28 protein-coding genes and 2 tRNA genes are annotated in these 26,989 nt (G+C 54.3%); 12 read left to right on the forward strand and 18 right to left on the reverse strand.

Annotation, left to right across the window (positions count from 1 at the left end; translation table 11 throughout):
* The first annotated feature begins 7 nt into the window (after positions 1–7).
* Together JO972_RS00085 and JO972_RS00090 are read left to right on the forward strand one after the other, a co-directional pair.
* Positions 8–1,378 carry a GumC family protein gene (locus tag JO972_RS00085; RefSeq protein ID WP_309487946.1) on the forward strand — a complete coding sequence of 457 codons (1,371 nt, stop codon included), beginning with the start codon at positions 8–10 and terminating at the stop codon, positions 1,376–1,378.
* 22 nt (positions 1,379–1,400) lie between these two features.
* Entirely contained in the window at positions 1,401–2,264 is an 864-nt protein-coding gene (locus JO972_RS00090) for a GumC domain-containing protein (protein ID WP_309487947.1), read from the forward strand.
* Between the two features lie 392 nt (positions 2,265–2,656).
* Here the strand turns inward: JO972_RS00090 and JO972_RS00095 are convergent, their stop codons facing one another.
* Both JO972_RS00095 and JO972_RS00100 read right to left on the reverse strand, forming a co-directional pair.
* Positions 2,657–3,001 (reverse strand): DUF3307 domain-containing protein, encoded by a 345-nt coding sequence (locus tag JO972_RS00095; RefSeq protein WP_309487948.1) that lies wholly within the window; start codon positions 2,999–3,001, stop codon positions 2,657–2,659.
* 133 nt (positions 3,002–3,134) lie between these two features.
* Positions 3,135–3,617: a Crp/Fnr family transcriptional regulator gene (locus JO972_RS00100; RefSeq protein ID WP_309487949.1), complete on the reverse strand. Its 483-nt coding sequence runs from the start codon at positions 3,615–3,617 to the stop codon at positions 3,135–3,137.
* Positions 3,618–3,900: 283 nt separating this feature from the next.
* On the opposite strand from JO972_RS00100, the gene lexA reads away from it, so the two are divergent.
* Entirely contained in the window at positions 3,901–4,518 is a 618-nt protein-coding gene (gene lexA / locus JO972_RS00105) for a transcriptional repressor LexA (protein ID WP_309487950.1), read from the forward strand.
* A gap of 100 nt (positions 4,519–4,618) precedes the next feature.
* On the opposite strand, the gene JO972_RS00110 is transcribed toward lexA, so the two are convergent.
* The 7 genes from JO972_RS00110 to JO972_RS00140 all read right to left on the reverse strand — a co-directional run bounded on the left by JO972_RS00110 (position 4,619) and on the right by JO972_RS00140 (position 9,715).
* Complete coding sequence (locus JO972_RS00110; RefSeq protein ID WP_309487951.1) at positions 4,619–5,359, reverse strand: helix-turn-helix domain-containing protein; 741 nt, start codon at positions 5,357–5,359, stop codon at positions 4,619–4,621.
* A 114-nt stretch (positions 5,360–5,473) separates the two neighbouring features.
* Positions 5,474–6,262: a tRNA threonylcarbamoyladenosine dehydratase gene (locus JO972_RS00115; RefSeq protein ID WP_309487952.1), complete on the reverse strand. Its 789-nt coding sequence runs from the start codon at positions 6,260–6,262 to the stop codon at positions 5,474–5,476.
* A 19-nt stretch (positions 6,263–6,281) separates the two neighbouring features.
* On the reverse strand, positions 6,282–6,821 hold the full coding sequence (locus JO972_RS00120; RefSeq protein WP_309487953.1) for an NUDIX hydrolase: 540 nt from the start codon (positions 6,819–6,821) through the stop codon (positions 6,282–6,284).
* 16 nt (positions 6,822–6,837) lie between these two features.
* Entirely contained in the window at positions 6,838–7,836 is a 999-nt protein-coding gene (locus tag JO972_RS00125; protein ID WP_309487954.1) for an NAD(P)H-dependent glycerol-3-phosphate dehydrogenase, read from the reverse strand.
* Complete coding sequence (gene plsY, locus JO972_RS00130) at positions 7,833–8,528, reverse strand: glycerol-3-phosphate 1-O-acyltransferase PlsY (protein ID WP_309487955.1); 696 nt, start codon at positions 8,526–8,528, stop codon at positions 7,833–7,835. Before plsY ends, JO972_RS00125 begins: the two co-directional genes overlap by 4 nt.
* Positions 8,529–8,717: 189 nt before the next feature.
* Entirely contained in the window at positions 8,718–9,164 is a 447-nt protein-coding gene (locus JO972_RS00135) for a DUF2383 domain-containing protein (protein ID WP_309487956.1), read from the reverse strand.
* A 56-nt stretch (positions 9,165–9,220) separates the two neighbouring features.
* Positions 9,221–9,715: a YciE/YciF ferroxidase family protein gene (locus JO972_RS00140; protein ID WP_309487957.1), complete on the reverse strand. Its 495-nt coding sequence runs from the start codon at positions 9,713–9,715 to the stop codon at positions 9,221–9,223.
* Positions 9,716–10,102: 387 nt separating this feature from the next.
* Here JO972_RS00140 and JO972_RS00145 point away from each other — a divergent pair, with 387 nt between their 5' ends.
* The 3 genes from JO972_RS00145 to JO972_RS00155 all read left to right on the forward strand — a co-directional run bounded on the left by JO972_RS00145 (position 10,103) and on the right by JO972_RS00155 (position 11,375).
* A complete protein-coding gene (locus JO972_RS00145; RefSeq protein ID WP_309487958.1) occupies positions 10,103–10,717 on the forward strand; it encodes a response regulator in 615 nt (204 codons plus the stop codon).
* A gap of 192 nt (positions 10,718–10,909) precedes the next feature.
* Positions 10,910–11,158: a hypothetical protein gene (locus JO972_RS00150; RefSeq protein ID WP_309487959.1), complete on the forward strand. Its 249-nt coding sequence runs from the start codon at positions 10,910–10,912 to the stop codon at positions 11,156–11,158.
* Between the two features lie 55 nt (positions 11,159–11,213).
* The gene (locus JO972_RS00155; RefSeq protein WP_309487960.1) at positions 11,214–11,375 is read left to right on the forward strand and encodes a DUF1328 domain-containing protein; all 162 of its coding nucleotides are present in this window, start codon (positions 11,214–11,216) and stop codon (positions 11,373–11,375) included.
* Positions 11,376–11,480: 105 nt separating this feature from the next.
* On the opposite strand, the gene JO972_RS00160 is transcribed toward JO972_RS00155, so the two are convergent.
* From JO972_RS00160 to JO972_RS00190, 7 genes are all read right to left on the reverse strand, one after another.
* Positions 11,481–13,403 (reverse strand): PAS domain-containing hybrid sensor histidine kinase/response regulator, encoded by a 1,923-nt coding sequence (locus JO972_RS00160; RefSeq protein WP_309487961.1) that lies wholly within the window; start codon positions 13,401–13,403, stop codon positions 11,481–11,483.
* A 106-nt stretch (positions 13,404–13,509) separates the two neighbouring features.
* Entirely contained in the window at positions 13,510–13,740 is a 231-nt protein-coding gene (locus JO972_RS00165) for a histidine kinase dimerization/phospho-acceptor domain-containing protein (RefSeq protein WP_309487962.1), read from the reverse strand.
* Positions 13,741–13,772: 32 nt separating this feature from the next.
* Positions 13,773–15,152, reverse strand: coding sequence for a sigma-54-dependent transcriptional regulator (locus JO972_RS00170; protein WP_309487963.1), 1,380 nt, complete (start codon positions 15,150–15,152; stop codon positions 13,773–13,775).
* 89 nt (positions 15,153–15,241) lie between these two features.
* Positions 15,242–15,775 (reverse strand): BON domain-containing protein, encoded by a 534-nt coding sequence (locus tag JO972_RS00175; protein WP_309487964.1) that lies wholly within the window; start codon positions 15,773–15,775, stop codon positions 15,242–15,244.
* Between the two features lie 337 nt (positions 15,776–16,112).
* Complete coding sequence (locus tag JO972_RS00180; protein WP_309487965.1) at positions 16,113–16,742, reverse strand: hypothetical protein; 630 nt, start codon at positions 16,740–16,742, stop codon at positions 16,113–16,115.
* Positions 16,743–16,988: 246 nt separating this feature from the next.
* Positions 16,989–17,249 carry a glycine zipper domain-containing protein gene (locus JO972_RS00185; RefSeq protein WP_309487966.1) on the reverse strand — a complete coding sequence of 87 codons (261 nt, stop codon included), beginning with the start codon at positions 17,247–17,249 and terminating at the stop codon, positions 16,989–16,991.
* Positions 17,250–17,519: 270 nt separating this feature from the next.
* Positions 17,520–17,607: transfer RNA gene (locus JO972_RS00190), tRNA-Ser, on the reverse strand.
* A gap of 153 nt (positions 17,608–17,760) precedes the next feature.
* On the opposite strand from JO972_RS00190, the gene fabD reads away from it, so the two are divergent.
* The 3 genes from fabD to JO972_RS00205 all read left to right on the forward strand — a co-directional run bounded on the left by fabD (position 17,761) and on the right by JO972_RS00205 (position 20,306).
* On the forward strand, positions 17,761–18,687 hold the full coding sequence (fabD, locus tag JO972_RS00195) for an ACP S-malonyltransferase (protein ID WP_309487967.1): 927 nt from the start codon (positions 17,761–17,763) through the stop codon (positions 18,685–18,687).
* A gap of 93 nt (positions 18,688–18,780) precedes the next feature.
* Positions 18,781–18,857, forward strand: a tRNA-Asp gene (locus JO972_RS00200).
* A gap of 198 nt (positions 18,858–19,055) precedes the next feature.
* Entirely contained in the window at positions 19,056–20,306 is a 1,251-nt protein-coding gene (locus JO972_RS00205) for an alginate export family protein (RefSeq protein ID WP_309487968.1), read from the forward strand.
* A 92-nt stretch (positions 20,307–20,398) separates the two neighbouring features.
* On the opposite strand, the gene JO972_RS00210 is transcribed toward JO972_RS00205, so the two are convergent.
* A complete protein-coding gene (locus JO972_RS00210; RefSeq protein WP_309487969.1) occupies positions 20,399–20,743 on the reverse strand; it encodes a DUF2288 domain-containing protein in 345 nt (114 codons plus the stop codon).
* Between the two features lie 88 nt (positions 20,744–20,831).
* Here JO972_RS00210 and JO972_RS00215 point away from each other — a divergent pair, with 88 nt between their 5' ends.
* A complete protein-coding gene (locus JO972_RS00215; RefSeq protein ID WP_309487970.1) occupies positions 20,832–22,865 on the forward strand; it encodes a glycosyltransferase in 2,034 nt (677 codons plus the stop codon).
* 307 nt (positions 22,866–23,172) lie between these two features.
* Positions 23,173–23,853, forward strand: a complete 681-nt coding sequence (locus JO972_RS00220; RefSeq protein ID WP_309487971.1) for a GumC domain-containing protein — start codon at positions 23,173–23,175, stop codon at positions 23,851–23,853.
* Between the two features lie 164 nt (positions 23,854–24,017).
* Here JO972_RS00220 and JO972_RS00225 read toward each other — a convergent pair whose 3' ends face one another.
* Positions 24,018–25,718 carry a DEAD/DEAH box helicase gene (locus JO972_RS00225; protein ID WP_309487972.1) on the reverse strand — a complete coding sequence of 567 codons (1,701 nt, stop codon included), beginning with the start codon at positions 25,716–25,718 and terminating at the stop codon, positions 24,018–24,020.
* Positions 25,719–26,004: 286 nt separating this feature from the next.
* Between JO972_RS00225 and JO972_RS00230 the strand changes: the two genes are divergently transcribed.
* Positions 26,005–26,985 (forward strand): TlpA family protein disulfide reductase, encoded by a 981-nt coding sequence (locus tag JO972_RS00230; protein WP_309487973.1) that lies wholly within the window; start codon positions 26,005–26,007, stop codon positions 26,983–26,985.
* The last annotated feature ends 4 nt before the right edge of the window (positions 26,986–26,989 follow it).

Here is a 26,989-nt window from a genome sequence, read left to right on the forward strand (position 1 = left end):
ATAAGGCATGAATCAGCCTCCTGATATGCCCGTGCAGCGCGCGATCTCCCCCGGTCACCTCCGACCCAGCCGCGTTATGCGCCGCTGGTGGATCTTGGCACTGCTCTGCCTCTTGGTCATCATCGGATCAGCTTATATGCTCACTTCGTGGTTTGGCATGCGCGGACCGCTCTACGAATCAAGAGCCTTGATCGAAGTTAAGGAAAGCCCCGCGGTGAGCATGACATCCAAGGCATCGGGCACGGTCAGTTCCCCATCGGCCAGTCACCCAAACACCTTTCTGAACACCCAAATCGAGATTGCTCGTGCCGAGGCCACGCTCAAGCGCGCGCTGAAGGAATCGGACCTGATCAATCGGCTCGGCGGCAATCAAACTGCCGCGCTTGAGCGCGTGCAGCGGTCGCTCCAGGTGAAGACTCTACGCGGAACGGATCTGATCGAGATTTCCTACCGCGATGAAGACCCGGTGATTGCGAAGGATGCTGTTACCGCCGTCTATCAAACCTACGTGGCTCGCCGCACCGAGCTGGAGGTCCAGCAGAACAAGGAGCAGCTTGAGGCGCTGCAGCAGGAGCTGGAACAGAGTCGTAAACGTTTGGCTGAGAAACGCGCCGACCTGATTCAAGTGGCGCAAAAAATGGGCATCATCTGGAAGGAGGAAAACGGAGCTCACACAAGCAAGCTTGCCGATCAGGCGCAATCGGCAACCCTCGTGGAAAAGCAACTCTATGAGGCGAGGCAGGAAAAAGAACAGCTCGTCTTTGAAATCTATAAACTTCTCCTGCTCGAGGATAATGAAACCATGTTGCTGCTACACTATGAGGAATCGCCAAATGCAGCGGCAAAAAAACACTACGAGAGATACATGCGAGCCTACATGGAACTCCAGGATCTGAAAAATGCCGGACTGGGCGAGGGCCACCCAGAGCTGCGTGTGAAAGAAAAGCAGCTGGCGGAGCTGAAAGCTACGATGAAAAACCGAGCCCTGAGCGTGAAAGAAACCCTCAAAATAAAGCTCAAGTTGGTGGAAGAGCGTGTGGCTGGCTTAGAGGAAAGAGTTCGACTCCGTCAGCAACAAGGCAGCCACATCACCCGTTCTTCGGAAGACTTCAACCAGGCACGTAAGGATTATCAAGCAGCCAAGCAGAGCTCCGAGGAGACCGAGCAACAGATCCAAATTGAACACCTCACAGCGAACTCTGCCTCGCATCCTGCAATCGTCCACGAACAGCCATCACTCGCCTCCCATCCCAGCACCAAAGGCCGAGCATTCTACACCACCCTGTTCACCGCCATATCGATTCCTCTCGCCACGATCGTCGCCCTGACCCTCTGCTACCTCGCAGAATTTATCTTCCCCAAGCGGGTGGATGTATAGAGAGATGTCGCGTTTCTTGAGCATGCTGACCCGTTGGTGGTGGTTGGAGATCATCCTACTGATCCTTCTCAGCGGACTGCTGGCCCACTTGTCCACATCGAGGGGCTGGCTTGAGATGAAGTATACATCCTCGGTGGTGGTAGAAACTTTACCAATCCACGAGATCGACCCGATAGTTTCTCATAAAGTTTCATCGAACAGGGAGTTTCAAACCCGGGCATTCATGTCCCCAGCTTTCGAAAACCGTGTGGTTACACCATCGTTGATTGATCTGATGTTAGATAATCAAAGTATCCGAGCCGAACTTGGAGGTGATCGGCGGACGGCAATTCAAAAGTTGTCGGAGGTCTTGGCTACAGAGACAGACAGCGAGACTGGATACGTGAGAATAACAGCAACAACGCACGATGCGGCTTTTTCCAAAGCAATTCTCCTATACGTGATCGACGAGTATCGGTTGCGAAGAAAGCAACTTGCTAGCGCGCATAGGCAAGAGCAACTGAAGGCGATTCAGATTGAATTTCAAAATAAAAGCGATCGTGTGCGTGAGATATCTCGGCGACTTCGCCAACTGCAAGATCAAACTCACAGAGAGCCAAGCTCTCTGACTCTTGAGAAACCCTCATCGTCCGATGACATCGCATTGGCTAAAAAAGAGTATCAGAGGGCTCAAGCGATACGCGCTGAGCTACGCAACAAGTATAATAAGGAATTGGCGAAGACGTATTCTTCGAATCACCTTGTCGTGCATCAGGGGCCTGATGCGAGCTCTCGTCTTGGAGGCGAGAGCTGGCTTTGCGCGTTGGTAATAATGATCCTGCCGCTGAGCACGATCCTCTTTGTCTGTTTTGCAGAATTCATCTTCCCCAAGCGGGTGGTGGCCTGAATTTCGATTTTGAGGGAAGGTTTGGTCGCTGAGGCAAGATGGGTTGCTCAAGCTTAGCCAGCCCCGGCCGGGGCGATATAGGCTAGCCCCGTGGTGAAACCCGGGGATCAGCCCATGCAAGGCGTCAAATCCCAGCGGGATGACAGAAGGGTGGCATCCCGCAAAGCTCAAACCTTCTGCTGCACCTCCGGCGCTCGATAAAAGTAGTCCCCAAATCCGGTGGTTTCGCAGAGCTTCACCACCGGCTAGTCTCTGCCGCTCTTACCTGAGCTAATGTAAGAGGTAAAACCCGCGTTGCCGGTGGTCGGTGGTCGGTGGTCGGTGGTCGGTGGTCAGGGGGCAGTAGCCAGTAGCCAGTAGCCAGTAGCCAGTAGCCAGTAGCCAGTAGCCAATCAACCAATCCAATAAACACCCAAATAAATCATCATCGCGTATATGAGTTTGCAGACGTAGTGTAGGATTTGATCAGCATTGAATCCGATCCAGCGTTCGCATTTGAGGTAGTCGATGATCCAGTGCAGCACCAGTTCGATGACTCCTAACACTGCCGAGCCGGTAATCAGCCAGACTGCGCCGGCGTGGATGAGAGCGTGGCCAGTGAGGGCGTGGATCCAGACACCGGACGGGGTGTCGTTTCCAAAGTATTTGCTCAGGTCGGCGTGGCGGTTTTTGGCATCGGCGATGAACGGGCCTTGCAGGGGGAAGTCCGCGAGCACGTGACCGATCGCTAAAGCCATGAAAAGAAAAAACAAACCAGAGACACTGTGAGGGGAGCCAATCAGCGAGGCTACGATGAAAAGGTCAGGCACGAAAAAGAAGAGAAGGTGAAAGGTGGGGGAAGTAAGGTGGTGGGGGGGATTACGGATAGAGCTATTCCCAGAAGCTGCGATAAGCAGCCTCGGCTTCAATCGCGGCGAGCTTTTCGTTCATGTGGCGAATACGCCGACTCATCTCGGCCACCATCGCGGTGAGGAGCTGGTTGCCAGCGTCCGGGTATTCATGCATGAAAGCCTCGACATCGTCACGCGTTGCTTTCCAGACCTGGCTGAAGGTCTTGGCTGTGACGGAGGCACTGGCGGTGCCGGGATCGAACATATTGATTTCCCCGAGGCTTTCACCGGGTTCCACGCGTGCCATTAGAGTTCGCTTTTCCCCGTCATCAGTATGCACATGCAGAATACCGGAGATGACCAAATAAAGGGCGTCTTGTTCCTGACCTTCCTCGATCAGTAACTGATCCTCCTGCACGGGGAGGAATTCGCCGTAGCTGCTCAGCAAAAGACGGTCGTCTTCCTCGAGGTTGGCAACGAGGCCCATGGCGGGGATCTGGGGGGAATTAAATTCAGTGCTCATGATGGTATATGGTTAGTGACGATTGAAGTCGTTCCATATTCACTTGGGCGGGCAGGGGAGGGAAAGCATAAAGTCACCTCATTCGTCAGCTTGCCCGAGCGATGAGATGTATCGCTCAAGGGGCACGACCATCACACGGTGGAAAAAACACCACCTCGCCAATTTCCGCTTGTTCAGTCATTTGAACGTGTTATTGTTCCAGAGAACAGTGTTCATGTGCCGTCAGTTCAAAGGTTGCCACACGGTGGCCGTATTCCCTTTTAACCACTCATCCATTTTAGTCATGTCCGAAGTCAAATTAACCAAACGCCAGCAAGAGGTTCTCGATTTCCTCAAGGAAACTCACCGCAAGGAGGGCTTTATGCCTTCGACGCGCGATATCCAACACCACTTTAACTTTGCCAGCCAAACGGCCGCCATGTCCCACCTTCGTGCTCTCGAACGCAAGGGGGTGATTGTGCGCAAGGCGAACAAGGCCTGCGGCATCGGTTTCCCGGAGGAAATGGAACGTGAAGAAATTGTCGACATCCCCCTCTACGGCAGTATCGCCGCAGGGATGGCGCAGGATGTGGAGTCTGAAAAAGAAGGCTGTATCTCGATCGATATCGCCTCCCTCGGCATGCGCGCCAACGCCCGCACCTTTGCCCTCAAAGTCCGTGGTGACTCGATGATTGATGCCCACATTTGTGACGGTGACACTGTGGTGTTAGAATTTCGTGAACCACGCAAGGGAGATGTCGTGGCGGCCCTCATCGATGGAGAAACGACCCTCAAGCGTTACGTCGTGGAAAATGGCAAACCCTTCCTGCACGCCGAAAACGAAGATTACCCCGATCTCATTCCCGCCCGCGAATTGATTATCCAAGGCGTGATGGTGGCCCTGTTAAGAAAGGCTGCGTAAAACAACGCATCTTCGGGCATACTCACTCTGGGCACAGCATTTCTGGCTATACCAATTCAGGAACTGGTCACTAGGGACATACTCCTCTTCCTCGACGGACTTACTCCTCTTCCTCGATGACCATGGCTTTGGGCGGTGGTCCCAGGCGGGGTTGGGTAGTTTCGTTTGTTTCGGCTGGTGGCGCGGGGATTGCCTTGGGCGCAGGGTCTGCGACGGTGATCGCTGTGTCCGATCCTTGGGGCGTCTTTGCCTGGGGTGAACGGGCTGTGTTTCCGTTTGCTCGGGTGTTCGAGTCTTGTTCTCCAGAGTTTTGTTCTCCGGAACCGTCTGTCGTTGCCTGCCCCCCATCTTCGGTATCTGAGGCTGAGCTGTCGCCTCCTCCGGTGAAGCTTGGTTCGAACTTATTGTAGGCATAGATGCCGCCGCCGATTAGGGCTGCGGTGATCAGGAAAACGGTGGCTGCCTGGAATACAGAGGCTCCATTACCGGATGCCTTATCGTCTTTTCTGGATGAAGTGTAGCTTCGGCTAGGGTCGCCTTCGTTAGCGCCAATGTGCTCGTTGTGTGATTTGAGATACTCGTGGTCGTTGACGTTGGAGAGCACGTCACCAGTCTCGAAAGCTTCCACCCACTCGTGAGCATCCACCCCGAGGTATTCGCTGTATTGCGCCAAAAAGCTTCGCGCATAGGTGGGGCTGGGGAAGATGGAGTAATTGCTCTCCTCGAGAGCGGTCAGGGTGGCGAGTGGAATACGTGTGGCGTGGGCAACATCCTTGATATCGACGCCCTTTTTTTCGCGGGCTTCGCGTAGTTGGTCACCGATGTCAGTCCATTCGCTCATGAGTAGGATTTTTGTAGGGAGGAGGTAAGATCTCCGCTGCGGGCGGAAGATAATCTTAAACGGTCGTTACCTCAAGCATGGATACGTGGAGGCGTAGCCGATTCTTTGGGCAAACTAATGCTCGCTCAGTTGCTTAAGACAGCGCGATACGGCAAAGAAACCGACAGTGGCTGTCATGTGGGTGCTGCTACCGAATCCGGACACGCAGTTGATCCGGCTGCTCTCACCCGGCTCGTGTTTAGGGCGCTGCACGGAAACCTCTCCGTCGCACTGCGGGTAGACCGGTCGCTCCGACGAGAAGATACAGTCGATCCCAAAAAGTTTCAGCTTCCGCTTAGTTACCGGATTTGGGCCGGCGGGGAATCCATATTTTTTACGGAGGTTGATGCGCACATGATTCATCAGAGGATCGTTGTGACAACGGGCGATGTCGTCGATTTTAATCAACGACGGATCGCGTAAACCTCCGGCACCACCACAGCTGATCACCGGAATGCCTCGTTTGTGACAGCCATCTAACAATAGGGCCTTGGATTGCACCTGATCGATGGCATCGATGACAAAGTCATAGCCCTGATCGAGGATTTCATCGGCATTGCGATGACTGAAAAAGGTTTCCAAACAGACCACTTCGCAGTCGGGATGAATGGCGTTGATGCGGCTCGCCATGGCGGCTGTTTTTTGTCGGCCAATCTCTCCGTCCATTGCGTGCAGTTGTCGGTTGATATTGGTTACGCAGATCTCATCCAGATCAATCATGGTGATCCTGCCAATACCGGACCGGGCGAGAGCTTCTACGGCCCAGGAACCGACGCCTCCGATGCCAACAATGCACACGTGTGCCTGCGCGAATTTCTCCATCGCAGACTTTCCATAAAGTCGTTCAATACCTCCGAAGCGCATGAAAATAGGGGGGAAGTGATTAAGCCTCGCTGGTGGTCAGCCCGGATTGCTGGGCAAGGAACATGCAGGCGTGGATTTTAAAATCGATCAACTTGCCCGCACTCTCCTGCTGTTTCAGCCAGTCCGTCAGTTCGGCGATGGCAATGTGGTGCACGGTGATGTCCTCAGACTCGGTGCCTCCGCCGGCGCTCTCTCTGTGGAGATCCGTGGCGGCGAAAAAGTGGGTGGTTTCCGAGGTCATACCCGCCGAGGTGGGGCTGCTGAGTAGGTGGGTGATGACGCCGGCACGGTAACCGGTTTCTTCCAATAACTCCCTGCCTGCACAGTCGGCCAAGGACTCGCCCTGGAACTCCTCCTCGTCACCCACCAAGCCGGCAGGGATCTCAATCATACGTGCCTGCACGGGCACCCGGTATTGCTCGATGAGCACCAGTTGGCCGTCAGCGGTGATCGGAAGGATACCGACGACGCCGGTGGCATTGGGTCGGTCAGAAAACTCCCAGCCGTCTCGAGAGTAGAGACCGAGGTAATTTCCTTCTGCGATGGTGGTGGCTTGCATGGTTGCGATGTTTTTTCTAATCCGCCTCTGGGCGGGTGTCGCGCGTGAGCAGCTCTTCGAGTGCCTCGGAGGCTGGTTTGTTCTCGTAAAGAATCTGGTAGACCGCATCGGTCAGCGGGGTGCGGATGTCGGCCTTGAGGCCGGCTTCGTGAATTGATTTGGTGTTTGGCACCCCTTCGGCGACCATGCCGAGATTGGCGACGATGTCCTCGAGCTTGCCTCCCTTGCCCAGTGCCTTGCCCACGCGGTTGTTGCGCGAGTGGGGTGAGTAGCAGGTGGCCATCAAGTCGCCCACGCCGGAGAGACCGATGAAGGTTTCCATCTTGCCGCCGAGACGGGTGCCGAGTCGGGTCATTTCCGCCAGCCCTCGGGTGACCAAAGCGGCGATGGCGTTATCGCCCAGCCCCAGACCGTCGGCGATGCCGGCGGCGATGCCAAAGACATTTTTCATCGCGGCGCCCAGCTCGATGCCGGCGACGTCATCGCTGGTGTAACAGCGGAATGCGTTGGTGGTGAAGATTTTCTGCAGCTGCTCGGCCAGGGCGTGGTCGTCCGCCCCGATCACCGCGCAGGTGGCGAGGCTCTTACAGACTTCCTCGGCATGATTCGGACCGGAGAGCACCGCTAGCGGGTTCTCCGGAAGGTGGGCGTGGATCAGCTGGCTCATGCGCTCGCCAGTGTGGGCGGCGATGCCCTTGGAGCAGGAAACGAGGATAGTCTCCTTCGGCAGATTGATTTCAGCGAGTTGTTTGGCCGTGGCCTCGGTGGCGGAGGTGGGCACCACGAAGAGCACCAGCGGATATGTTGCCGCTGCGGCAATATCCGTGCATGCCGTGATGTTCTCCGGCAGGGTGAGTTCTGGGAGGTAGTGGTGATTGGTGTGATGCTGGTTGATTTCATCGGCCGTCTTGGCGTTGCGGCCGATGAGGCAAACTTCATCGAGCGACTGCGCCAGCAAGGTTGCCAGGGCAGTTCCCCACGATCCAGTTCCGAGAATTGCTGCGCGATTGATCATTTCTTTTTCTTCTTGGAGAATTTGTTTTCGGTGCCGTTTTTCAAAGCGACGATGTTAGAGCGGTGTCGCCATACCGCCATGAGAGCCACGACGATGGAGAAGACGAAAAGTGGTTTGTTCCAAGTTCCATCGGCCAACTTACCGTGGAATGCGGAGCCTCCGATGGTTAAGATAGGGAGGCAGAGTGCTGCACCGATGCTAGCGACGGAGACGTATTTGGTGGTGAAGAAAAGAATCAGCCAGATCAGCACCAGGATCACGACGGCGGCAGGCATGAGCGCAATCAGCACGCCGCCGGATGTGGCGATGCCTTTGCCTCCTTTGAAGCCGATCCATGGCGAGTAGTTGTGCCCGATGATGGCGGCGAGGCCGGTGAGGATTTGCAAAATCTGGGCGTTCAAGATCGGGAGCTCCACTGCGTAGGGCTTCAGCGCATCAATGGCCATGGGATTAGAGCTGCCTGCGTAGCGAATCAAGCTGATGCCGATCAGCGTGGGAATCAGGCCTTTGAGGAGATCGAGGATTAGGCAACCGATGCCGTATGGCTTACCCACAACACGCAGCACATTGGTGGCTCCAATATTACCGGAACCATGTTCGCGAATATTGACTCCTTTTGCTTTGGCAATGAGAAGTCCGAATGGGATGGAGCCTGCGAGGAAGGCGAGAACGGGAGGGATCCAGAGTGGCATAATGGTGGCGTTGCAGAAGGTGCTTGGTGGCTGAATGATAGGGGGAGAATTGGAAAATCCAACTGCTTTTTGTGGCCTGGACCATTTGAGCGGATGGGCTGTGTTCTCTGCAAAAAAAATCCCCGGCCGCAGTGAGCGGACGGGGATGTGTGAGGTCGGGCAACGACCTCTTTGGGCTACGTGTGGCAATTAGCTCAGACTATCGATCGTCTGAACGTGGGCTTTTACCCGTGGCAGCAGTCGGGTCTGGATCAACGTGCGGCATGCAGGAAGTGTTGAATCGTTATCGATTGCCTCGAAATATTCGTTCTCGCCGTGTTTTTCGCCCTGTTTGAGAGCCGCCATCGCGGATTCCTCGCCGAAGAGGTTGGCTGTGTCTTGGACCGCGGTAGCAAACGTTCCCCAGCTGCCGGAATCTGTGTCTGGGATGCCGCACATGGCCTTGATGTTCTCCTGCAGATCGCGGACTGAAGCTTGGTGCTCCTCTTTGATTCGGCACAGGGTGGCTGTTTCCTTTTCTGATGGGTATTTGGCAATCGCCTTCTCATAGGTTTCCACGGCAGAAAGTTCGCCGCGTAGCAGGCTGTTGCAGGTGTTGATGCATTCGGTATTGATGTCTTGTGTTTTTGTACTCATAGTTTTTGTTAGTTTTGAGGTTGATGTGTTGCTGTTAAAATTGCCATTGGCACGTGTTAGGCGACGGCCATGCTGGAGAGGATTTCCTGTTTGGCGATGTGGGTAAGGTCACGGTCCGCCTTGCCTTCATCTTCGAGCGTCTTGCGCAGAATCTCGACAATGCTGTCCTTGCCCAAGGCGGTGGCGAGGAATAAGGCGTTGCCGTAACCAGCCATCTCGTAGTGTTCGACGCGTTGGGCGGCGCAAATCAGGCCAGCGTCTTTGACGTTTTCATCACCATCCAGAGCGATCATATCCTCGCCTTCTTCAATTAGGCCCTCCGCGCCTGAGCAATGTTCTCCGCCAGGTTCGAAATCGAGCTGGTTAAACACTTCCTCAATGCGGGAGATATGTTTCTTGGTCTCCTCACGATGATTATCAAATGCACGCTTGAGCTGAGGGTTATTCGCTGCCTCAGACAACTTCGGCAGTGCTTTCAAAATTTGCTTTTCAGCGCTGTAAAGGTCCTTGAGTTCGTGGACGAGTAGTTTTTCATAGGAGTCTAATTTCATAATGTGTTTGTTGTAGTTCATCATCTTTATTGCGATCAGTATGCCAGATGAAAAGAAGAGGGCTCAGCCTCGCTAACATGGGGAATAGAGCATTTTGTCTGACGATTTGGGCCTGCGTGCAGAGCCTCTAAATCATACAATCTGCAATGTTTTCAGATGGGTGGAATGCAATCTGCATCACTGTGGTGAGGGATGGTCTTTGATGATAAAGGTCGCGTCACCGTGGATGATCTCCCTTGAGGTAGGGCAGTAATGCCTTATGAAATCAGGACTTTTTGCGGCATCCCAGTGATTCTATTTTACTCTTGAGTCATGAAATGGGTAGCGGTTATACTTTGGCACGCTTTGCGCTAGCTATAAATGTTACCGTAACCACAGGTGCTTTATATGATGGCTGACCCCATAGACATGACTCACAGGATCCTCGTCGTAGATGACGAGCCCTCGCTGCGTGTCGGTTTGGAAATGGCATTGATGGGAGCTAACCGTGAAATTGCCAGCTGTGGTGATGGTTACGAAGCCTTGGCTGCGTTGCAGCATGAAAAGTTTGATCTCATTGTGTTGGACCTCAATATGCCTGGTCTAACGGGTTTGGACGTGCTGAACCAGATGCGTGATCGAGGGGATATGACCCGAGTGGTCGTGTGCAGCGCCCATGTCACCGAGCGGGCAATTCTTTCCGCTGTGCGCAATGGTGTTGTCGACTTTATCGCCAAACCTCTTTCTTTGCAGGAACTGCGGAAATTTGTCAGTGATGTACTGGAAGCGCACAACGACAATCCAAGCACAGTCGAGCAAGCCTTTGTGCATGCCCGGCGTTTGGAGTTCGGAGTGGCGGCTGAGTTACTGGAAGAAAGTATCCAGATGCATGTTGATGAGCCCTGCTTGGAAAATTGGTTCCGCGTGTTCAGCATTCTGGACTCAACGCCAGTTCGAGAGAAACATGGAATAGCTCTGGACGATGCCCGAGTGCTGGCTGATTCCGCTGTGATGCGGAGTTAGATAAGCATGACAGCACAGTGATCAGTGTGTGTTTTGCACGGTCATGAGTGGTAATGTGCATGCTTAGTCGGTGTTTGCTAACAGTTTTCTGTTATATGTTAGTGTTCGCTGTCCCTTGTTCCGTCGGGATTTGGGGCGTTTTCGGTTCTGTTTTCCTGGGTTGGGCTACTGATTGCTTAAAGTAGAGATGTTATGAAAACAACCAAAGTAAAAGAGCTCGCCAACCAATTATCACATCAGACCACGGACGCGGTGTCCGAATCATTGGGTGTCATCCGGAAGAAGCCGGTATCACGGACATTGTTAGGTGCCATCTGCGTTTGTGCTGGAGCTTTGTTCCTGGCCAGTTGTGAAAAAGAAGGTCCTGCCGAACGTGCCGGAGAGAAAATGGATAATGCCGTCGAAGAAGCCGGTGACAAAGTTGAAGAAGCTACCGACTAGTCTGAATCTGGCTATCAAATCTCATATTACCACAAACAACTAACCCTATAATATTATGTTACACTGGACACTCGTATTCCTCGTAGTCGCTATCATTGCCGCCGTATTAGGCTTCACTGGCATCGCGGGAGCTGCGGCAGGAGTTGCTAAAATTCTCTTTGTCGTGTTCCTCGTCGTGTGGATCCTATCGCTTATCTTCGGTAGAAAAAGCGTCTGATAAGAATCACATTGGATGACCTTGCTCGTTTAGCAATCGATCATCAATACAGGACTCCTCCACTTCAGGGGGAGTCCTTTTTTATCGATGATAGCTCACAGCGATTTAGCCAGAGCGACGGCTATCCGCCTGATGTCGGGCCTTGACGATGCTACGCCTCAATTCTTCTGGAACTGGAGGTTTGCTGAGGTGTTCATCGAAGCCCGCAGCGGCGCTTTTTTCACGATACTCTTTCTGTGTATGCCCAGACAGTGCCACTAGGTAGGGGATGCTGGCAGACTCTCGTTCCGCCAACAACTGCTCGGCGAATTCCCATCCATTTTTGTCTCCCTCGAGGGTGAGATCGCAGAAAATAATATCCGGGTGTCCTTGTTCCAAGGCTTTGAAGGCTGAACCAGCACAGTGCGCTACGGTGACCTCGTGGCCTTCCAATTCGAAGAACAGAGCTAGCGACGTGGCAACGCTTTCGTCGTCATCAATGAGCAATATATGAGCGGTGCGGGTGGTCGAGGTGCTAGTCGTATCGTTGCTGCCACTGGTGCGCACCGGTTTGTCGATGGCGGGGAATGCCATCGTAACCGAGGTTCCTTTTCCTGCGCCTTCACTCTTGGCTTGGATGTGGCCGTCATGCAGTTCGACGATCTTGTGAACCACCGCCAGTCCGAGCCCAAGGCCTTCTTTACTCCGGTGACCAGCATCGTTGCTTTGCTCAAAGGGCTTGAACAAGGATTCAATTTCATCGGGTTTCATTCCGATGCCATTGTCCTGGACGGTGATCTCGACCGATTGATGGTCGGCAGATTCAGCTACCGAAACTTGAACTTTACCTCCCGGATCGGTGAATTTGAGGGAGTTGCTGATCAGGTTGTTGATGCACTGGGAAATACGGACAGGATCGGCGTCGATCCATAACGCATCCGTGGGGGCCTGAAAATTCAACGTGAGATCTTCCTCGCGGGCGCGGATCGAGTATCCATCCACCGCGTTTTCCACTAATTGGCTGATATCGCATGGTCGTTTCTCGACGCGCAATTTCCCCGATGTCAATCGCGAGGCGTCCAATGTATCCTCGATCAGGCCACTGAGTTGCTTGATTTGCTCGCCAAGTTGTTTCAATGACTTCTGGCGTTGGGTCTCATCGACATTCGGGTGATTGAGCACCTCATAGTGAGTGGAAATCGCGGCGAGCGGGTTCCGTAATTCGTGGCCCAGAACGGCGATGAACATGTCCTTGCTCTCGGTGGCTTGTTTGTATGAAAGCTCAATCCGCTTCTGATCCTCAACATCAGTGGTGGTGCCATACCATTTTGAGATATTGCCGTCCTGGTCGCGAACTGGAACAGCTCTGGCCGTGTGGTAGCGGTATTCTCCGGCGGTGTTCTTGAGGCGGTAGGTGTGATCGTAAATCTCACCATTGGCCACGGATGCCTGCCATGCTTCCTCGGTGGATGCTCGGTCGTCGGGGTGGATGAAATCGTTGATCTGGGTGTAATTTTCAGAATCGGCACTAAGCCCTGTTAGGTCTGACCATTGTGGGCTGATGTAGTCGATGTTTCCTTCGGGGTCAGAAGTCCAGACAACCTGTGGTAGAGTTTCTGCCAAGTGGCGGAATGCTAACTCGTGAGGTGTGTGGAGGCCTTCCTCGGTGACCTGGTTTTGGTGGAGAAAAATGGCAGCGCCCACTTCAGTGACAGCATTGTCTGCGCCCGTGACAGGGAATAGGCAGATTGACGAGTTCTGTTTTCCCAGACCATTTTGGGTAGTGATATGGAGCTCGAATAATGGGCTTGGCTCACCTTCGGTGAACACCTGCTGGATCTTTTTTTCCAAAACAGGTCCGGCACTCGGGTAGAGATCTGAAATATGTCTCCCCAGATGTTCATCAGCCGGGAGGTTGTTGATGTGGGCCAAGTAGTCGTTGATCCGGATACATCCTCCAGCCGGATCAAAAAATGCCAAGCCGATGGGAGCAAACGAAAGCAAAGAATCCAACGCAAGTGCGTTACTTTGTTCTGTGGGAGTTGACATGCGTTATTGTTAGGCCTCAAACGTTATATGGCCGAAAACAATATCATCTGGAAATCAGCTGCTGTGCAATGTCAGAATGTAAAATTATCAGCAACTTAGAAGGGCGCTAGTCTTGGTCCTGGTCCTCAGGGGTGCTGGAAAAATGGGTGTTGATCGCTTCAAGCAGGCGTTCGGTATCTGTGATGATGCTTTGCATCATGCGTTCTTGCTGTTCATTGAGAGGGCCTACACCCTGCTCCATGAGCAGGTGGGACATCATGCGTATTCCTGTGAGAGGGCTTTTTAGATCGTGACTTACGGAAGACAGAGAGGCATTGGCTTTTTTCGGGTCGGGCATGGCTTGTGTGTGTTCAGGGGGGGGGAAGGGGATTAATCGAGGTTATCGTAGCGTTTGCGCTTTCGATAGAGAGTGGTTTTGTCAATTCCCAGGATTTCTGCGGCTTTTTGTAAGCTGTTGGTGCGCTCGATCACGCGCTTGATGTGCTCGGCCTCCAGCTCTTCGAGAGTCAGGTCACTGCCAAGGATAGCATCGTGTTTTGGGCTGGTCAAAGAGGCGTCTGCCGGGGATGGGAGGTCGGCAGGTTCGATCAACTTGTCCGCACAGAGAATGACAGCGCGTTCCACCGAGTTCCTGAGCTCGCGGAGGTTTCCTGGCCATGGATGGGCCTTCAGTGCCTCCAGCCCTTTTTTGGAAAAGCCGGAGAGTGGGCGGCCGATCTGTTTGGCAAAGTAATCGACGTAGCTGTTGGCGAAGCATTCCAAGTCCTTCAAACGCGAACGGAGAGGTGGCATTTCCACGGAAATGACATTCAGGCGATAGAAGAGGTCCTCGCGGAATTCACCATCCTCGACACTCTGCATGAGGTTCTTATTGGTGGCGGCGATGACGCGGACGTTGGCCGAGCGGGTTTTGTTTTCGCCCAGTCGCTCGTATTCCCTCTCCTGCAGGAGGCGTAGCAGCTTCGGCTGGATTTCCATCGGGAGCTCACCGATTTCATCGAGGAAAAGAGTGCCGCCATTGGCTGCATGCACCTTTCCCCAAGCATCTTTCACCGCACCAGTGAAGGCCCCTTTGACGTGACCGAAGAGTTCGCTTTCCAGCAATTCTTTCGAGAGGCTGGGGCAGCTGACCGTGACAAAGGGCTTATCCGCGACGGAGCTGCGATCGTGCACGGCGCGGGCCACCACGCTCTTGCCGGTGCCGCTCTCACCGAGGATTAGAATGGATGCCGATGTGGGGGCTGCGCGGAACAGGGTGCTCAGCTCCTTCTGCATGATTGGATCTTCCGACTCGAAACGCGGCTCCGGTGAGTTCGCGATGACTTGCGTTTTGAGATCGTTCACCTTGGTTTCCAGAGTGACGATCTCTTTCTGGGTGTTGATCTGTTTCCTGACCTTGGCGAGAATGGCGCGAATCTGATCGGGAGTGAACGGTTTTTCCAGATAATCGAAGGCGCCTAACTGGGTGGCCTTGATCGCGGTATCGACGGATGCATACGCTGTGAAAATCACCACCGGAAGACGGGGGTGACTTTTTTGAAGAGATTCTAACAAAGTTAGCCCATCCTCATCGCCAAGGCGCAAATCGAGAAAGACGAGATCGTATTCCACTTCCTTGAGCCGCATTTCGGCGGATTTGATATTGGCGGCAGGCTCGGCGTAGTGGCCTTCAACTTCCAAGGCGGTGATGGTGGCGTCTCTGATAGATTGTTCATCATCGACGACCAGAATATCCAAAGTTTCTTTCATAAAGTGTGAGTGAAGTGCTGTTTGCAACCTACAGAGTTCAGCATGAGGGTGGGCAGAGGTGGGTGTCAACTAAGCAAAGGGGATGTGTGTTAACGCTCTGTCAGTGCGTTGCTGAGGTGGAGATCGGTCGTAATGCGATTCACACCAGGAACTTGACGGGCAACCTTACGGATGCGCTTTTCCTGCGACGGATGAATGATCAGACCTGAGATGTGATGGTGAGATCCTTTGGTGGTGACTTGCAGGTTCAGATAATCCAGTTGTGTATCCAGCCTAAGCGTGGCGGCGAGGTTTTGTCTCACGGCAGCTTCTTTTCGACGTTCTGAGCCGATGATGAAAAGGGTATCCACGAGATAGACGACACCGCGAACCTTGGTCACTTTGTGTATGACTTGCTGGTGTTGATTCAAAGAGTCGACGTGACCGCGAACGGCCACCAGGCCATCACGCACCTGCACGTTGAGCTGGGAGGTGCGGAGCTCCGGAATGGAACCGAAGGAGTGCTGGATATCTCGGTAAATCGCCCGATCGGAACGTGGCGTATCAGCGAAGCTTGAGCAGGCAGAGAAGACCAAAATGGCGCAAATTCCAAGAGCGGGGGAGAACATTGGTGGTGCGTTCATGGAACAAACTATCGCAATTAACATACCAAGCCGACGTCTCCTCCCTGTGCTTAGCGGAGGGATATGGAAAGGGGGAGTTTTTGATGTTCGTAAGCGTCATGTTTTCAACAGGTTATGAGGTCGGTTGGTTGGGCCTGATGAAATGCGGTCACTGCGAATACAAATTGCGGTCAACGGTTTCGCCTCGTGAGAATCGTGCATTATGCAATGTGGTGAGGTCTGTTGGGAGCGCTTTGCACGATTAGCGTAACGTTTCTACACGGCAAAACCCGACGGCTCGAAAATGAGCGGTCGGGTGGGAATGAGGCTGATGCCTGATTCGCTTGCGTGTGTATTACTATTTCTCGTGTTCAATCACCGTTGAGGCATTGAGCACATTGGTGCTCGCATAGTCGGTGTGGACATGGGCGGTGGTGGTGACCCAATCGTTGATTTCCAGCTGGATGTCACCATCATCGTCAAACGCGTTCTCGGAGAGTTCGGAGGTGTTGACAGTGATAACTTGGTAGCCGTTATCCATCGTCATTGTGTCGCCATCGATGCTAGTGACTTTACCGTAAAACGAGAAGGTAGGTATTTTCTCAACAACATCGATTCTGACGGGTTTACGGACATCCTCATCATCGCTGGCGCTGGCGTAGAAGGTAAGGTTCTCACCTTTGACAAAAACGGAACTGGCTTCGATCGTGCGAGGCTCGTCTTCATCCGCATCGATTCTTCCGGTCACGACGACTTTGTCGTCTACTAGAATATCGCTGCCCTCGGCATACCAATCGTAATCGTCCATTTCTACGGTGATGGCGCCTTTGCCGTAATCGAGGATGAAGGCGCTAGGCGATGTTTTGGTGACTTTACCTGTCACCGTGATCCAAGCCCCGTCTGGGTGGGTGTAAGGGGTTGCCGAAAGTGGCAGGGTGAACAATGAACCCGTAACAGCTGTTATAAGTAGTAGGTTGTTTGTTTTCATAGCATCTTCGTATTTGCAGTGAGCATGCCAGCCTGTTGGTTGGGTGGGAAATGGTCTGTAAACCTAGATTTTAAAGGGGTTGTGGACGCCTGGTGTGTTTTCAGCGATTGAGGGTTTGTGGTGCCTGTGGTGCGCTCTGCATCGTCATGCTGGGCATCATGCAATCCATTTTTGTTAGTAGCTGCGCATAAAAAAAGGGCCCGGCGAACTGCCAGGCCCTCATGGGGTGGGTGAGCGTGTGAGCGATTAGCGGTAGTAGCGTTTGTCTTTCTCGTTACCGACGGCGTATCCGGCTCCACCGCCGACTGCGGCTCCGAGGGCTGCGCCGGTTCCGGTGTTGCCTGAATCTTTACCGATGGCCGCGCCTGCGGCAGCTCCGAGCAGGGCGCCGGTGGCGGCATCGTTTTTAGCGTGGCTATCGTAATTCGAACAGCTGGCGAAGGACAGGGCAGCAGCACTGAAGAGGGCTCCTGCTGCGATGCGTGTTTTAGGTGTCTTTGTTTTCATAATGATGCTTGTGGTTGGGGCAGTGGCCCGGATGGCTAGACTGCCAATTCACTATGCTTACCTAGCGATGATCGTGCCGATCCTCTATGTGGCAGATCTTAAGAAGGTTATGTATTCTCGCATTGTCTGAGATTTCAAAAACCCATGCAGCTTGCATGATGGGAACCACCAAGCCGTGCAATCTGCCATGGTGGGGGCGGCCGAGGGCTAACTGGAGCCTGGGGTCTAAAATGCAATCAGCCGGAACCACATGATCATGGTTCCGGCTGATGGCAGAGGGGGTGGGATTCGAACCCACGGTGACTTGCGCCACGCCGGTTTTCAAGACCGGTGCATTCGACCACTCTGCCACCCCTCCGTGGTGCAATCAGATTGCGGTCGCGGGGAACCTTCCTCAATCGGCGCAATTTGGCAAGAAGAGAATCGTCTGTTTTTTCGTCCCATGGTGGAGGGATTCACGGATGATGTGGGCTTGCTTGAAGAGTCGGCATGGCCTACGTAGGTCGGCGCTATGAGTAACGTTGTAATTTTATTTTCCGGTCAGGGAGCGCAAAAAGTCGGTATGGGTAAGGATCTTGTGGATGCTTATCCGGCGGCCAAGGCGCTGTTTGCCAAAGCAGACGAGGCGCTGGGCTATTCGCTCAGCGACATTATGTTTAATGGTCCCGACGATCAGTTGACCCGCACGGCTTACTGCCAGCCCGCCCTCTATCTCCACGGACTTGCCTGTCTGGAGGTGTTGAAAGAAAAGGTTCCGTCACTCAAGCCAGTGGCTGCCGCCGGCCTCTCACTCGGTGAGTTTACCGCACATGCAGCGGCTGGCACCTTTGACTTCGCCACCGGGCTGAACCTGGTCGCTCAGCGAGGCGCCTTCATGGAAGAAGCCTGTGAAGCCACCGATGGCGCCATGGCTGCCATGATTGGGGGGGACGAAGCTGCCGTGGAAAAGCTGGCGGCCGACTGCGATGTCGACGTGGCCAATTTCAATGCCATCGGCCAGATCGTTCTCTCCGGTAGCGAAGAGGGCATCGATAAAGCGGTCGCCGGAGCCAAGGCCGCCGGGATCCGGATGGGCAAAAAGCTCAAGGTCGCCGGTGCGTATCACTCCCGTCTGATGCAGAGCGCGCAGGACCAATTGGCAGGTGTGCTGGCCGAAACCGAGATTTCCGAACCATCGATCCCGGTGATTTGCAATTTTGGCGCCCGCGAAGTGCAGGGAAGCGACGATATTAAGTCGATGTTAGAGCAGCAAGTGACCGGATCCGTGCGTTGGACGTCCTCCATGCAGCAACTGATTGCTGACGGACACACAAAATTCATCGAGCTCGGACCAGGCAAGGTTCTGGCCGGCCTGATGGGCCGAATCGATAAGAATGTGGAAGTTATGTCGGTTGAAGATGTCGACAGCCTGGAGGCCGCGGTGGCTGCTCTGAAATAAAAATGCATTTTGAGCAAAAAAGATATTGCCATTTAGCGGACTTCTTCCTAGGTTCCGCCCGCCCAAGCAAAGCGAGGGTCCCAAGCAAAGCAAGGGGTGGTAGCTCAGTTGGTTAGAGCACCGGCCTGTCACGCCGGGGGTCGCGGGTTCGAGTCCCGTCCATCCCGCCATTGCTTCTTGGAAAAACAGCCTCACACTTCACAGTGTGGGGCTTTTTTTATGTCGATGGATGAGAGGGCTGCTGACCTCATGAGGGGACATTTATTCGGAAGTATGATTTTATTTCATTGAGATGATGTGTATTGCTTGTCCTTGGTGGTAGCTGTTGGCTTGGCGCTTGCTTGGCCTTGCTTTCAGCTACGATGAACATGCGATACCACACCCCCCTGCTTGCCGCCCTCCTATCCTCCAGCCTCAGCCATGCCGGTGAACCCAGTCTCCCTGCCGAGACGGTGGCCCACCCAGATGCCTTCGAACTGATCACCCCGACTCTGGATCTCCGCACGCGTTTTGAGGCACGCGAGCAGGATGGATACGATGCCTCGACCGCCTGGACCACACGGGCACGCCTCGGGCTGAAAACGGCCGAATTTTCCGGCTTCTCCGCCTTTGTTGAAGGTGAGGCGAACCTGGTGCTGGGCAGCGACTACCGGAGCAACCCGACCGGAGACAGCTCCACCTACCCTTACGTCGATGGCAACACGGTGATCAGCGATCCCCGGTCGTTTGAGTTGAACCGGGCGTGGGTCCAGTATCAGCAGGGCGATTGGGCCGCCAAAGTAGGCCGGCAGCGCATGATCCGGAACAATGCCGCCTTCATTGGCAATGTCGGCTGGCGCCAGAATGAGCAAACATTCGACGCCATCCAGCTGAGTTACACCGAAGAGGCATTCTCGATTTCATACGCTTATTCTGACCGCGTGCAGCGTATTTTCGGCGACGAGGCCAATGATGGGTTGCCCGGGCCACCTCTGCACGATTTTGAAGGGGAGTTCCACTTGCTGGATGCCACATATCAAATCGCCGATGCCACGCTCGGTGGCTACGTGTATCTGATCGATGTGGAGAACAACAGCAACGTGGGAGAGAGCAATACCTTCGGAGCCTTCTACAAGAGCGCCTGCTTCCATGCCGAATGGGCGTATCAAGAGGGCGAGAGCGCTCTGTTCGCCGGGGGCGATTACGATGCCTTTTACGGTCATCTCATTTTCAGCCATCAAATCGACAAAGCCACCTTCAGTGCCGGCGTGGAATACATGGAGGAGGGGTTCAAAACGCCCTTCGCCACGGTGCACGCCTTCAATGGCTTCGCTGATGCCTTTATTTTGAATCGGATTGGCCTGACCAACTCAGGCGGTGCTTACGAGGGCATCACCGATTTTTATGTCGGCTACACCCAGGGGGGCTTGCCATGGAACATGACCTTCAAAGGTTTCCTGCACTACTTCATGGATGACAGCATGGACGGCAGCTACGGCTGGGAAGTGGACGCCGTGTTGATCAAACCTTTCAACAAGCAGCTCAAGGGGATCCTCAAGGCGGCTTATTTCGACGCCGATGACGATGGTCCCTTCAGCGATATCGAGCAAGTCAGTGTGGAGCTGAACTACAGCTTCTGAGCGGCTGCTCCGTCACTTTTGGTTGTATAAGTAATGGAAAGAGCCACCTCGTCCGGCTGTGCGCGTTCGCAGTGGGGCGGGGTGTTTTTTTCCTAAGGCGCAGGCTGCATCAGCACAAAGGGAGAGACCACTAGCGCGGTGAACGATTGCGGGTTTTTCTCCCACCAATCTTTGTGCGGGGCCGAGGGTTTGACGAGATCGCCGGACTTCAGCCAGCCTTCGATCTTCGGCTTGTCGTCTTCTGTCAGGGCCATGCCCACCTCGGTGATGCTGAGGCTGGGGTCGACGTAGAGCAGGGCGCCGGATTCGTAGTGCGGCTCGAGGTAGGGCCAATCGACCACGCCGGTGTATTTCTTCAGTTTCTCCTCGGTGTTCTGCGTGTCTTCACCGAGAATGCCGTATTTCATCGGTTCGGGAGATTGATCGGGTGTGTTCATGGTGGCCAGTGGTTGCGCTGTGCTTCTGTGGCTAAACTGCTACAATATCAAAGGCAAGGTCAATGCCTCACTCGGGTAACATGCGGGCATGAAGCCCATAGAGGATGCCAAGAAGCCGCGCCGGATGCGGATTGAAATTGTCACAGATACGTTTCGGCCCGATGTCAACGGCGTGGCCATGACCCTCGGTCAGCTGGTCGATGGACTGCGTCAAAGCGGTCACCTAGTTTATGTCATCCATACCGGCGACAAGGGCGGCAAGGGGGAGAGCTCGGTGAAGTCCGTGTCGCTGCCCGGTTATTCCGAAGTGCGCGTGGGGTTACCCGGCAAACTGAAGCTCAGCAAACGCTGGCATCGTAAGCGCCCGGATGTGGTCTATGTGGCTACGGAAAGCCCACTTGGGATGTCGGCCATCAAGGTGGCTCGAAAGATGGAAATCCCGGTGGCTGCTGGCTTCCACACCAACTTCCATCACTACATGAAGCAGTATAAACTCGGCAAAATGCAGGACACCGCTCTGCGATACCTCCGCCGTGTGCACGGACTGGCCCACTGCACCATTGCTCCCTCGCCTGACGTGCGCGACATGCTCATGCGCGATGGGTTTCAGAATGTGAAATTGTTAGGCCGAGGGGTCGATACCAAGATGTTCACTCCGCAGAAACGCTGCGCGAAATTGCGCCAGGAGTGGGGAGCACGTGGTGGCACTCCGGTGGTGATGGTTGTGGGTCGGGTCGCTCCGGAGAAGAACATGGAGCTGGCATTCGAAGCCTTCGAAAAGATGCAGACTTCCGTGCCGGACATGCGCTGCGTGGTGGTGGGCGATGGGCCGTCGCGAGAGATGTTAGAGCAAAAACACCGACAAGTCCACTTCGCCGGGGTGCAGCGTGGCGAGGATCTGGCGAAGCATTACGCCTCGGCCGATATCCTGCTTTTCCCCAGTGAGACCGAGACCTTTGGCAATGTTTTGTTAGAAGGGATGGCCAGTGGCATGGTCACCGTGGCCTATGATTACGCCGCAGCCCGACTGCATGTAACACACGGTGAAAACGGCTTGGTCGCCCCCAAGGGAGACGCGGATCTGTTTCTGAAGCTGGCCTTCAAGGCGGCGAATGTGGATGATCTCGAACCGATGCGTGCCAACGCCCGCATCAAGGCGATGGAGCTCGGTTGGCAGTCGATCACCCAGACTTTTGAAGGCTACTTGACCGATATCGTCCACGATACCGGCAATGTCATTCGCGGTCGGCGCAAGCGGCAGAAGTTGAAAGTCCGCACCTTGTTCTTATCGGACATCCACCTCGGCACCGAGGCGAGCAAAGCGCGTGAAGTGGTGGATGTGCTGAAGCATACCCAGTGCGAGCGCATTGTGCTCAATGGTGATATCATCGATGGTTGGGCACTGAAACGTGGCGGCAAGTGGCGTAGCATTCACACCCGGGTGGTAAGAACCTTGCTGAAGAAGTTAGAGAAGGAAAAGGTGGAGATCGTTTACCTCCGCGGCAACCACGATGACTTCATGACCACCTTCCTTCCCATCGCTTTGGGGAAACTGAAATGCGTCGCCGAATACATTCACGAAACACCGAAAGGCGACCGCTACCTCGTGCTCCATGGCGATGGTTTTGACAGCGTTTCCACCGGGCACAAGTGGATCGCGGTGTTAGGGTCGATCGGCTACGATGCCCTGCTCAATGTCAACCGCGTCTACAACCAATACCGCAAGTGGCGCGGCAAGGAATACTACTCGGTGAGCAAAGCGATCAAGGCCCGGGTGAAATCAGCCGTCAACTTTGTTGGCAAGTATCAGGAGAAGCTCGTCGAGCTGGCGGAGAAGCGTAAATGCCAGGGGATCATCTGCGGCCACATCCACACCCCCGCCAATGAGATGATCGAGGGCGTGCACTACCTCAACAGCGGCGACTGGGTGGAAACGCTGAGCTGCTTGGTGGAAGACCACGAAGGAAACTTTGAAGTTCTCTACTACGATCAATTCCTCGAGCGCACCCTGCCGAAGGAGCACTCGGAAGTCGGTAGCTTCGAACTTCCTTCTCGCGAATCAGGTGCCCAACTCATCGCCAGCCGAACCGACTCTCAGAGCCGCTCAGCTGTCGGAGGCTAGGATGGTGCGTTACAGAAAGGCCAGCCTCCATAATCAGTGGCGTTCCATCACTGCCGTCACTATATTCCTAAGCTGGGTGCGTCATGCCCAGTCGAAGCGAGCGGATTGGTTATTTTGAACAGATATTTCTATGATATGTCTGTTTATGTATGTTCGGCAGGCGCACCAAGAGAGACGACACTCATTCTTGTTCGAGTGATTGTAGCGCCGGACGGTTCCATCTGATGCAAGTGACGCGTTGGTGGTGGGTGTTGGGGCTGTTTACAGTCTTGTCCTTCTTCATTTTTTTGTGGTAAATGATGCAAGGATGCAACTTCGTGAGGAGGCGGATGTGCGCCTCTCTCAGCAACATGTTGCTCAGCTAGAGACGGAAATCATAATCAGCAAGAGGCACGTAAAGAAACTCGTGAACCGGCTGAGAGAGCTAGGCAGAAAGAAGTTATTGTATGAACTGCTCTCAGACCAGCCGTCTGGAACCAATCTGAGCGCCGATCAGTTGTACTCTTTAGGCATGGTGGATGCCAATGAAGAGCGGCAGCATCTGCTTTCTCTGCGGACTAAGTTAGACAAAATCACGCTGGAGGAATTGGAAGAATTCGCGTTGGCTTGGCACGACAGCGGGTTGCGTAAAGCTCTGAAAAGGCTCAATGAAACTAAGGGGGAAATCAAGGCTCTGAAGGATTCTGGACTTCCTGATGATCACCCCAACGTCGTGAGAATGCTCGCGACAATCAACGGGTTGCAAGAGGTGATTACCAAATACACTAAGAGTATTCAGGCATCAGTTACGGCTAAGATTGAACGACATGATGAACGGGTTCACCAGTCACAAGAACAATGGAAACAGATGGGGAATCCTAAAAATCTGGCTGAGACTTTGAGTTCCATGAGTGAAGTCCGTCAAGAACTCGAACAAGCTCGCAGGCGCGTGGATCACTACGAAGGAGAGCTGGAAAATGCACGCAGACATTTAGGCAACTCGCAGTAAGCTCTATTATCCCTTGGGGCTTTAAGGGGGGATCAAACTGAGGGGGCAGCGCCGCTTTTGACATGCATCTAACGTGGTGGCTGCCAAGTTGCATGGCAGCCATCGCATTGATGTATAGCGCCGAAGTGGTGAGGCCACGACGACGCTTATCTTGAAAACCGGACTTAACCCATGCGGTCCAGGCCGATGCGGAAGCGTTGGTTTCTCAGTTTCGAGTTACTGAGTTTGTCCACCAGCTGATCGGCACAGTCTTTGTTGACGTCCACGAGGCTGTGGCGTTCGAAGAGCTGGATGCGGCCGACGGAGGCATCTGGGATGCCGCCTTCGCCGTAGAACATGCCGAGAATGTCTGCCGGGCGGACACTGGCGGCTTTTCCAAGGCTGATGAAGATGGTGACCATGTTCGGGTCGCGTGGTTGGTCTTTGCCGCCTTTGCGATCGCGCTTGTTGAAGCGCTCGCCGCGTTCTCCTCGCTCGCCTCTCTCGGGGCGGTCTCTGCGGTCCTTGCGATCTTTTTTCTGTTTGCCCGGTTTGTAGTCGGGGCTGTCTTCGGCAATGGACTCGCCTTCGCGACCGAGTGACTCACGGAGCAGTTCGAACACGCCGGCGGCGATGTCAGTGGCGGTGTGGCCTTGGTCTAACAAGCGATCGATATAGTGGCGATAGCTGCGGTTGACTTCTTTCTCGAGTCGGGTCTGAACCAGTTCGAAAAGTTGATCAGCGCGCACACCTTCCACTTGTTCCTGCGTTGGGATTTTCTCCCGCTTGATGTGTTGCTTGGTGTAGCGCTCGATGCTTTGCAGGCGGTAGATATCACGACCAAAGACAAAGCTAACAGCACGACCTTCGCGACCTGCACGACCAGTCCGGCCAATGCGGTGCACGTAGTCCTCCGGATCCTGGGGGATGTCGTAGTTAAAGACCGCTTCCACGTCGTCGATATCGAGTCCGCGAGCGGCCACATCGGTGGCGATGAGAAGGTCAAACTTGCCTTCGCGGAAACGCTTGGTGGTGCGTTCGCGTGCTTGTTGACCGATGTCGCCGTGCAGCTTGTCAGCCGTGTATCCACGAGCTGTCAGAGCCTCGGTGCATTCGTCGACACTGCGTTTGGTGTTGCAGAAAATGACCGCTAACCTTGGGGTGTCGAGATCCAGCAGGCGGGTCAGCACTTCCACTTTCGAGCGGTTGCGGACTTCGTAGTAGCACTGGCTGACGGTGGAGACAGTTTTGGTCTGGCCTTTGATGGAGACTTCCTGGGGTTCATTGCCGAAGCGTTGAATCAGCTTTTCCACCTGCTTGTTCATAGTGGCGGAGAAGAAGAGCGTTTGGTGATCGTCCTGCATTGCACCTAACAAGTCCTCCATGTCCTCACGGAATCCCATGTCGAGCATGCGGTCGGCTTCATCGAGGATGGCCAGTTTGATGGTCGAGGGCTTCAGCGTCTTGCGGCGAAGGTGATCGAGCAGACGGCCGGGAGTGCCCACGATGATGTGAGCACCTTTGCGCAGCTGCATGATTTGGCGGTCGATCGGTGTGCCACCGTAAACAGGCACGGCACGGAGACCTTTCATTTTGCCGCCGAGGCGATGCACTTCCTCGCAGACCTGCATGCAGAGCTCGCGAGTGGGGGAGAGGATGAGAACTTGGGCAACGTCCTGATCGAGGTCGATCATTTGCAGGGCCGGCAGCGTGAAGGCGGCTGTTTTTCCGGATCCGGTGGCGGACAGGCCAACGATGTCTTTCCCTTGGAGAATGTGGGGAATAGCTTGGGCCTGAATGGGCGAGGGGCTTTCGTAGCCGAGGCCGTCGATAGCTTTGAGAATGTCGTCGGACAAGCCGAGATCGGCGAATGTAGTATCAGTCATGGTATAAATGTGTTGGTTGAAAAATGAGCTTCCGACCAATCAACATCATGCCGGGCTGCTCCGAATGCCGGCAACATCTGCACGGCGGTGGACGGCGAGCCTTAGTGCTGACCTGAGTTATAAGCAACTTAAAAAACAAGCCGTGCGCCCAAGTGGGCACCTTTAGCTGTCGGGGAGGCAGGTGTTTGCACGTTTTGTGCCTATTCTTGGGTCGCAGGTGGCGAACTTGCCTCAGCGGTGGTTCCCGCGTGACAGGATTCGGCCATTTCCTTAGTAGTGTGGAATCATGAACTGCCATCCATTGAAACTGATCCTCACCGCCATCGCGCTGTCTTGCTTGCCGGCGGTCGCCGAGGAAATGCCCGCGACCACCACCCTCAAGGGTAAGGTGAAACTGCCGACCGATGTGTCTGCTGGGATCAACATGGATGGGCTGGCATTGACCAAGGCTGTGGCCGTGCTGAAAGGAGCCTACCGCCATCCGCGACCACCCTATCCAGCCAATTGGGGCGAGATGAAACCTGAGCAACGTCGCAAATGGCAGCAGGAGTTTTCCAACTCGGAGGCTTATGACGAGTATCAGAAAACGGTGAAGGCGGCGGTGGCGAAACGTTTTTCCGTCAAAACCAAGGTGGCCGCCGATGGTTCATTTTCCTTCGATAACATCAAACCCGCATGGTATGAGCTCAGTGTCAGCATCATGCATGACAAATCGCAAGGCGAGCCCAACTACGAGCACGCCCGCGCCCACGCGATGCATCAGTTTTTCATCAAGAAAACCGACCAAGATCACGTCATGAACCCGATGACCCTCAAGGTGAAGAATGTGATCTTGGCTGGCGATATGGCACCGGACTTTACCATCAACCGTTATGATGGCGGCGAGTTCAAGCTCTCCGATCTCCGTGGCAAATACCTGCTGATGGACTTCTGGGCCACCTGGTGCGTTCCCTGCATCGCTGAGATCCCCAACCTGGAAGCCGCGCATGAAAAATATGCCGGGTCCAAGTTCCAAGTCATGGGTCTGAGTGTGGATCAGAAAATCGATGCCCCTGCGAATTTCCTCAAGAAAAAGCCCTCGGAATACCTGCAGGGCTACGTGGGCAGCGACGAGCGTTACGCGATCATCCGCGAAGCCTACGGCATCACCAACATTCCCTCCATTTGGCTGATCGGACCTAACGGAAGAATCATCGCCCGTGACCTGCGTGGCAAAGGACTGCAAAAGGCGGTGAGCACGGTGCTGAGCCAAAGTTCTGCGGAATAAGGCC

Source organism: Oceaniferula flava (genome assembly GCF_016811075.1).
Classification (GTDB): Bacteria; Verrucomicrobiota; Verrucomicrobiia; order Verrucomicrobiales; family Akkermansiaceae; genus Oceaniferula; species Oceaniferula flava.

Bases quoted from the DNA above. Each gene is read 5' to 3' on its own strand.
- JO972_RS00125 (WP_309487954.1), bottom strand. From the start codon at position 7,836: ATGATCAATCGCGCAGCAATTCTCGGAACTGGATCGTGGGGAACTGCC.
- JO972_RS00210 (WP_309487969.1), bottom strand. From the start codon at position 20,743: ATGAACACACCCGATCAATCTCCCGAACCGATGAAATACGGCATTCTC.
- JO972_RS00110 (WP_309487951.1), bottom strand. From the start codon at position 5,359: ATGAGCGAATGGACTGACATCGGTGACCAACTACGCGAAGCCCGCGAA.
- JO972_RS00115 (WP_309487952.1), bottom strand. From the start codon at position 6,262: ATGCGCTTCGGAGGTATTGAACGACTTTATGGAAAGTCTGCGATGGAG.
- plsY (WP_309487955.1), bottom strand. From the start codon at position 8,528: ATGCCACTCTGGATCCCTCCCGTTCTCGCCTTCCTCGCAGGCTCCATC.
- JO972_RS00185 (WP_309487966.1), bottom strand. From the start codon at position 17,249: ATGAAAACAAAGACACCTAAAACACGCATCGCAGCAGGAGCCCTCTTC.
- JO972_RS00230 (WP_309487973.1), top strand. From the start codon at position 26,005: ATGAACTGCCATCCATTGAAACTGATCCTCACCGCCATCGCGCTGTCT.
- JO972_RS00215 (WP_309487970.1), top strand. From the start codon at position 20,832: ATGAAGCCCATAGAGGATGCCAAGAAGCCGCGCCGGATGCGGATTGAA.
- JO972_RS00120 (WP_309487953.1), bottom strand. From the start codon at position 6,821: ATGCAAGCCACCACCATCGCAGAAGGAAATTACCTCGGTCTCTACTCT.
- JO972_RS00135 (WP_309487956.1), bottom strand. From the start codon at position 9,164: ATGAGTACAAAAACACAAGACATCAATACCGAATGCATCAACACCTGC.
- JO972_RS00155 (WP_309487960.1), top strand. From the start codon at position 11,214: ATGTTACACTGGACACTCGTATTCCTCGTAGTCGCTATCATTGCCGCC.
- fabD (WP_309487967.1), top strand. From the start codon at position 17,761: ATGAGTAACGTTGTAATTTTATTTTCCGGTCAGGGAGCGCAAAAAGTC.
- JO972_RS00150 (WP_309487959.1), top strand. From the start codon at position 10,910: ATGAAAACAACCAAAGTAAAAGAGCTCGCCAACCAATTATCACATCAG.
- lexA (WP_309487950.1), top strand. From the start codon at position 3,901: ATGTCCGAAGTCAAATTAACCAAACGCCAGCAAGAGGTTCTCGATTTC.
- JO972_RS00145 (WP_309487958.1), top strand. From the start codon at position 10,103: ATGATGGCTGACCCCATAGACATGACTCACAGGATCCTCGTCGTAGAT.
- JO972_RS00160 (WP_309487961.1), bottom strand. From the start codon at position 13,403: ATGTCAACTCCCACAGAACAAAGTAACGCACTTGCGTTGGATTCTTTG.
- JO972_RS00085 (WP_309487946.1), top strand. From the start codon at position 8: ATGAATCAGCCTCCTGATATGCCCGTGCAGCGCGCGATCTCCCCCGGT.
- JO972_RS00175 (WP_309487964.1), bottom strand. From the start codon at position 15,775: ATGAACGCACCACCAATGTTCTCCCCCGCTCTTGGAATTTGCGCCATT.
- JO972_RS00180 (WP_309487965.1), bottom strand. From the start codon at position 16,742: ATGAAAACAAACAACCTACTACTTATAACAGCTGTTACGGGTTCATTG.
- JO972_RS00220 (WP_309487971.1), top strand. From the start codon at position 23,173: ATGCAACTTCGTGAGGAGGCGGATGTGCGCCTCTCTCAGCAACATGTT.
- JO972_RS00090 (WP_309487947.1), top strand. From the start codon at position 1,401: ATGCTGACCCGTTGGTGGTGGTTGGAGATCATCCTACTGATCCTTCTC.
- JO972_RS00170 (WP_309487963.1), bottom strand. From the start codon at position 15,152: ATGAAAGAAACTTTGGATATTCTGGTCGTCGATGATGAACAATCTATC.
- JO972_RS00100 (WP_309487949.1), bottom strand. From the start codon at position 3,617: ATGAGCACTGAATTTAATTCCCCCCAGATCCCCGCCATGGGCCTCGTT.
- JO972_RS00095 (WP_309487948.1), bottom strand. From the start codon at position 3,001: ATGGCTTTAGCGATCGGTCACGTGCTCGCGGACTTCCCCCTGCAAGGC.
- JO972_RS00225 (WP_309487972.1), bottom strand. From the start codon at position 25,718: ATGACTGATACTACATTCGCCGATCTCGGCTTGTCCGACGACATTCTC.
- JO972_RS00165 (WP_309487962.1), bottom strand. From the start codon at position 13,740: ATGCCCGACCCGAAAAAAGCCAATGCCTCTCTGTCTTCCGTAAGTCAC.
- JO972_RS00140 (WP_309487957.1), bottom strand. From the start codon at position 9,715: ATGAAATTAGACTCCTATGAAAAACTACTCGTCCACGAACTCAAGGAC.
- JO972_RS00205 (WP_309487968.1), top strand. From the start codon at position 19,056: ATGCGATACCACACCCCCCTGCTTGCCGCCCTCCTATCCTCCAGCCTC.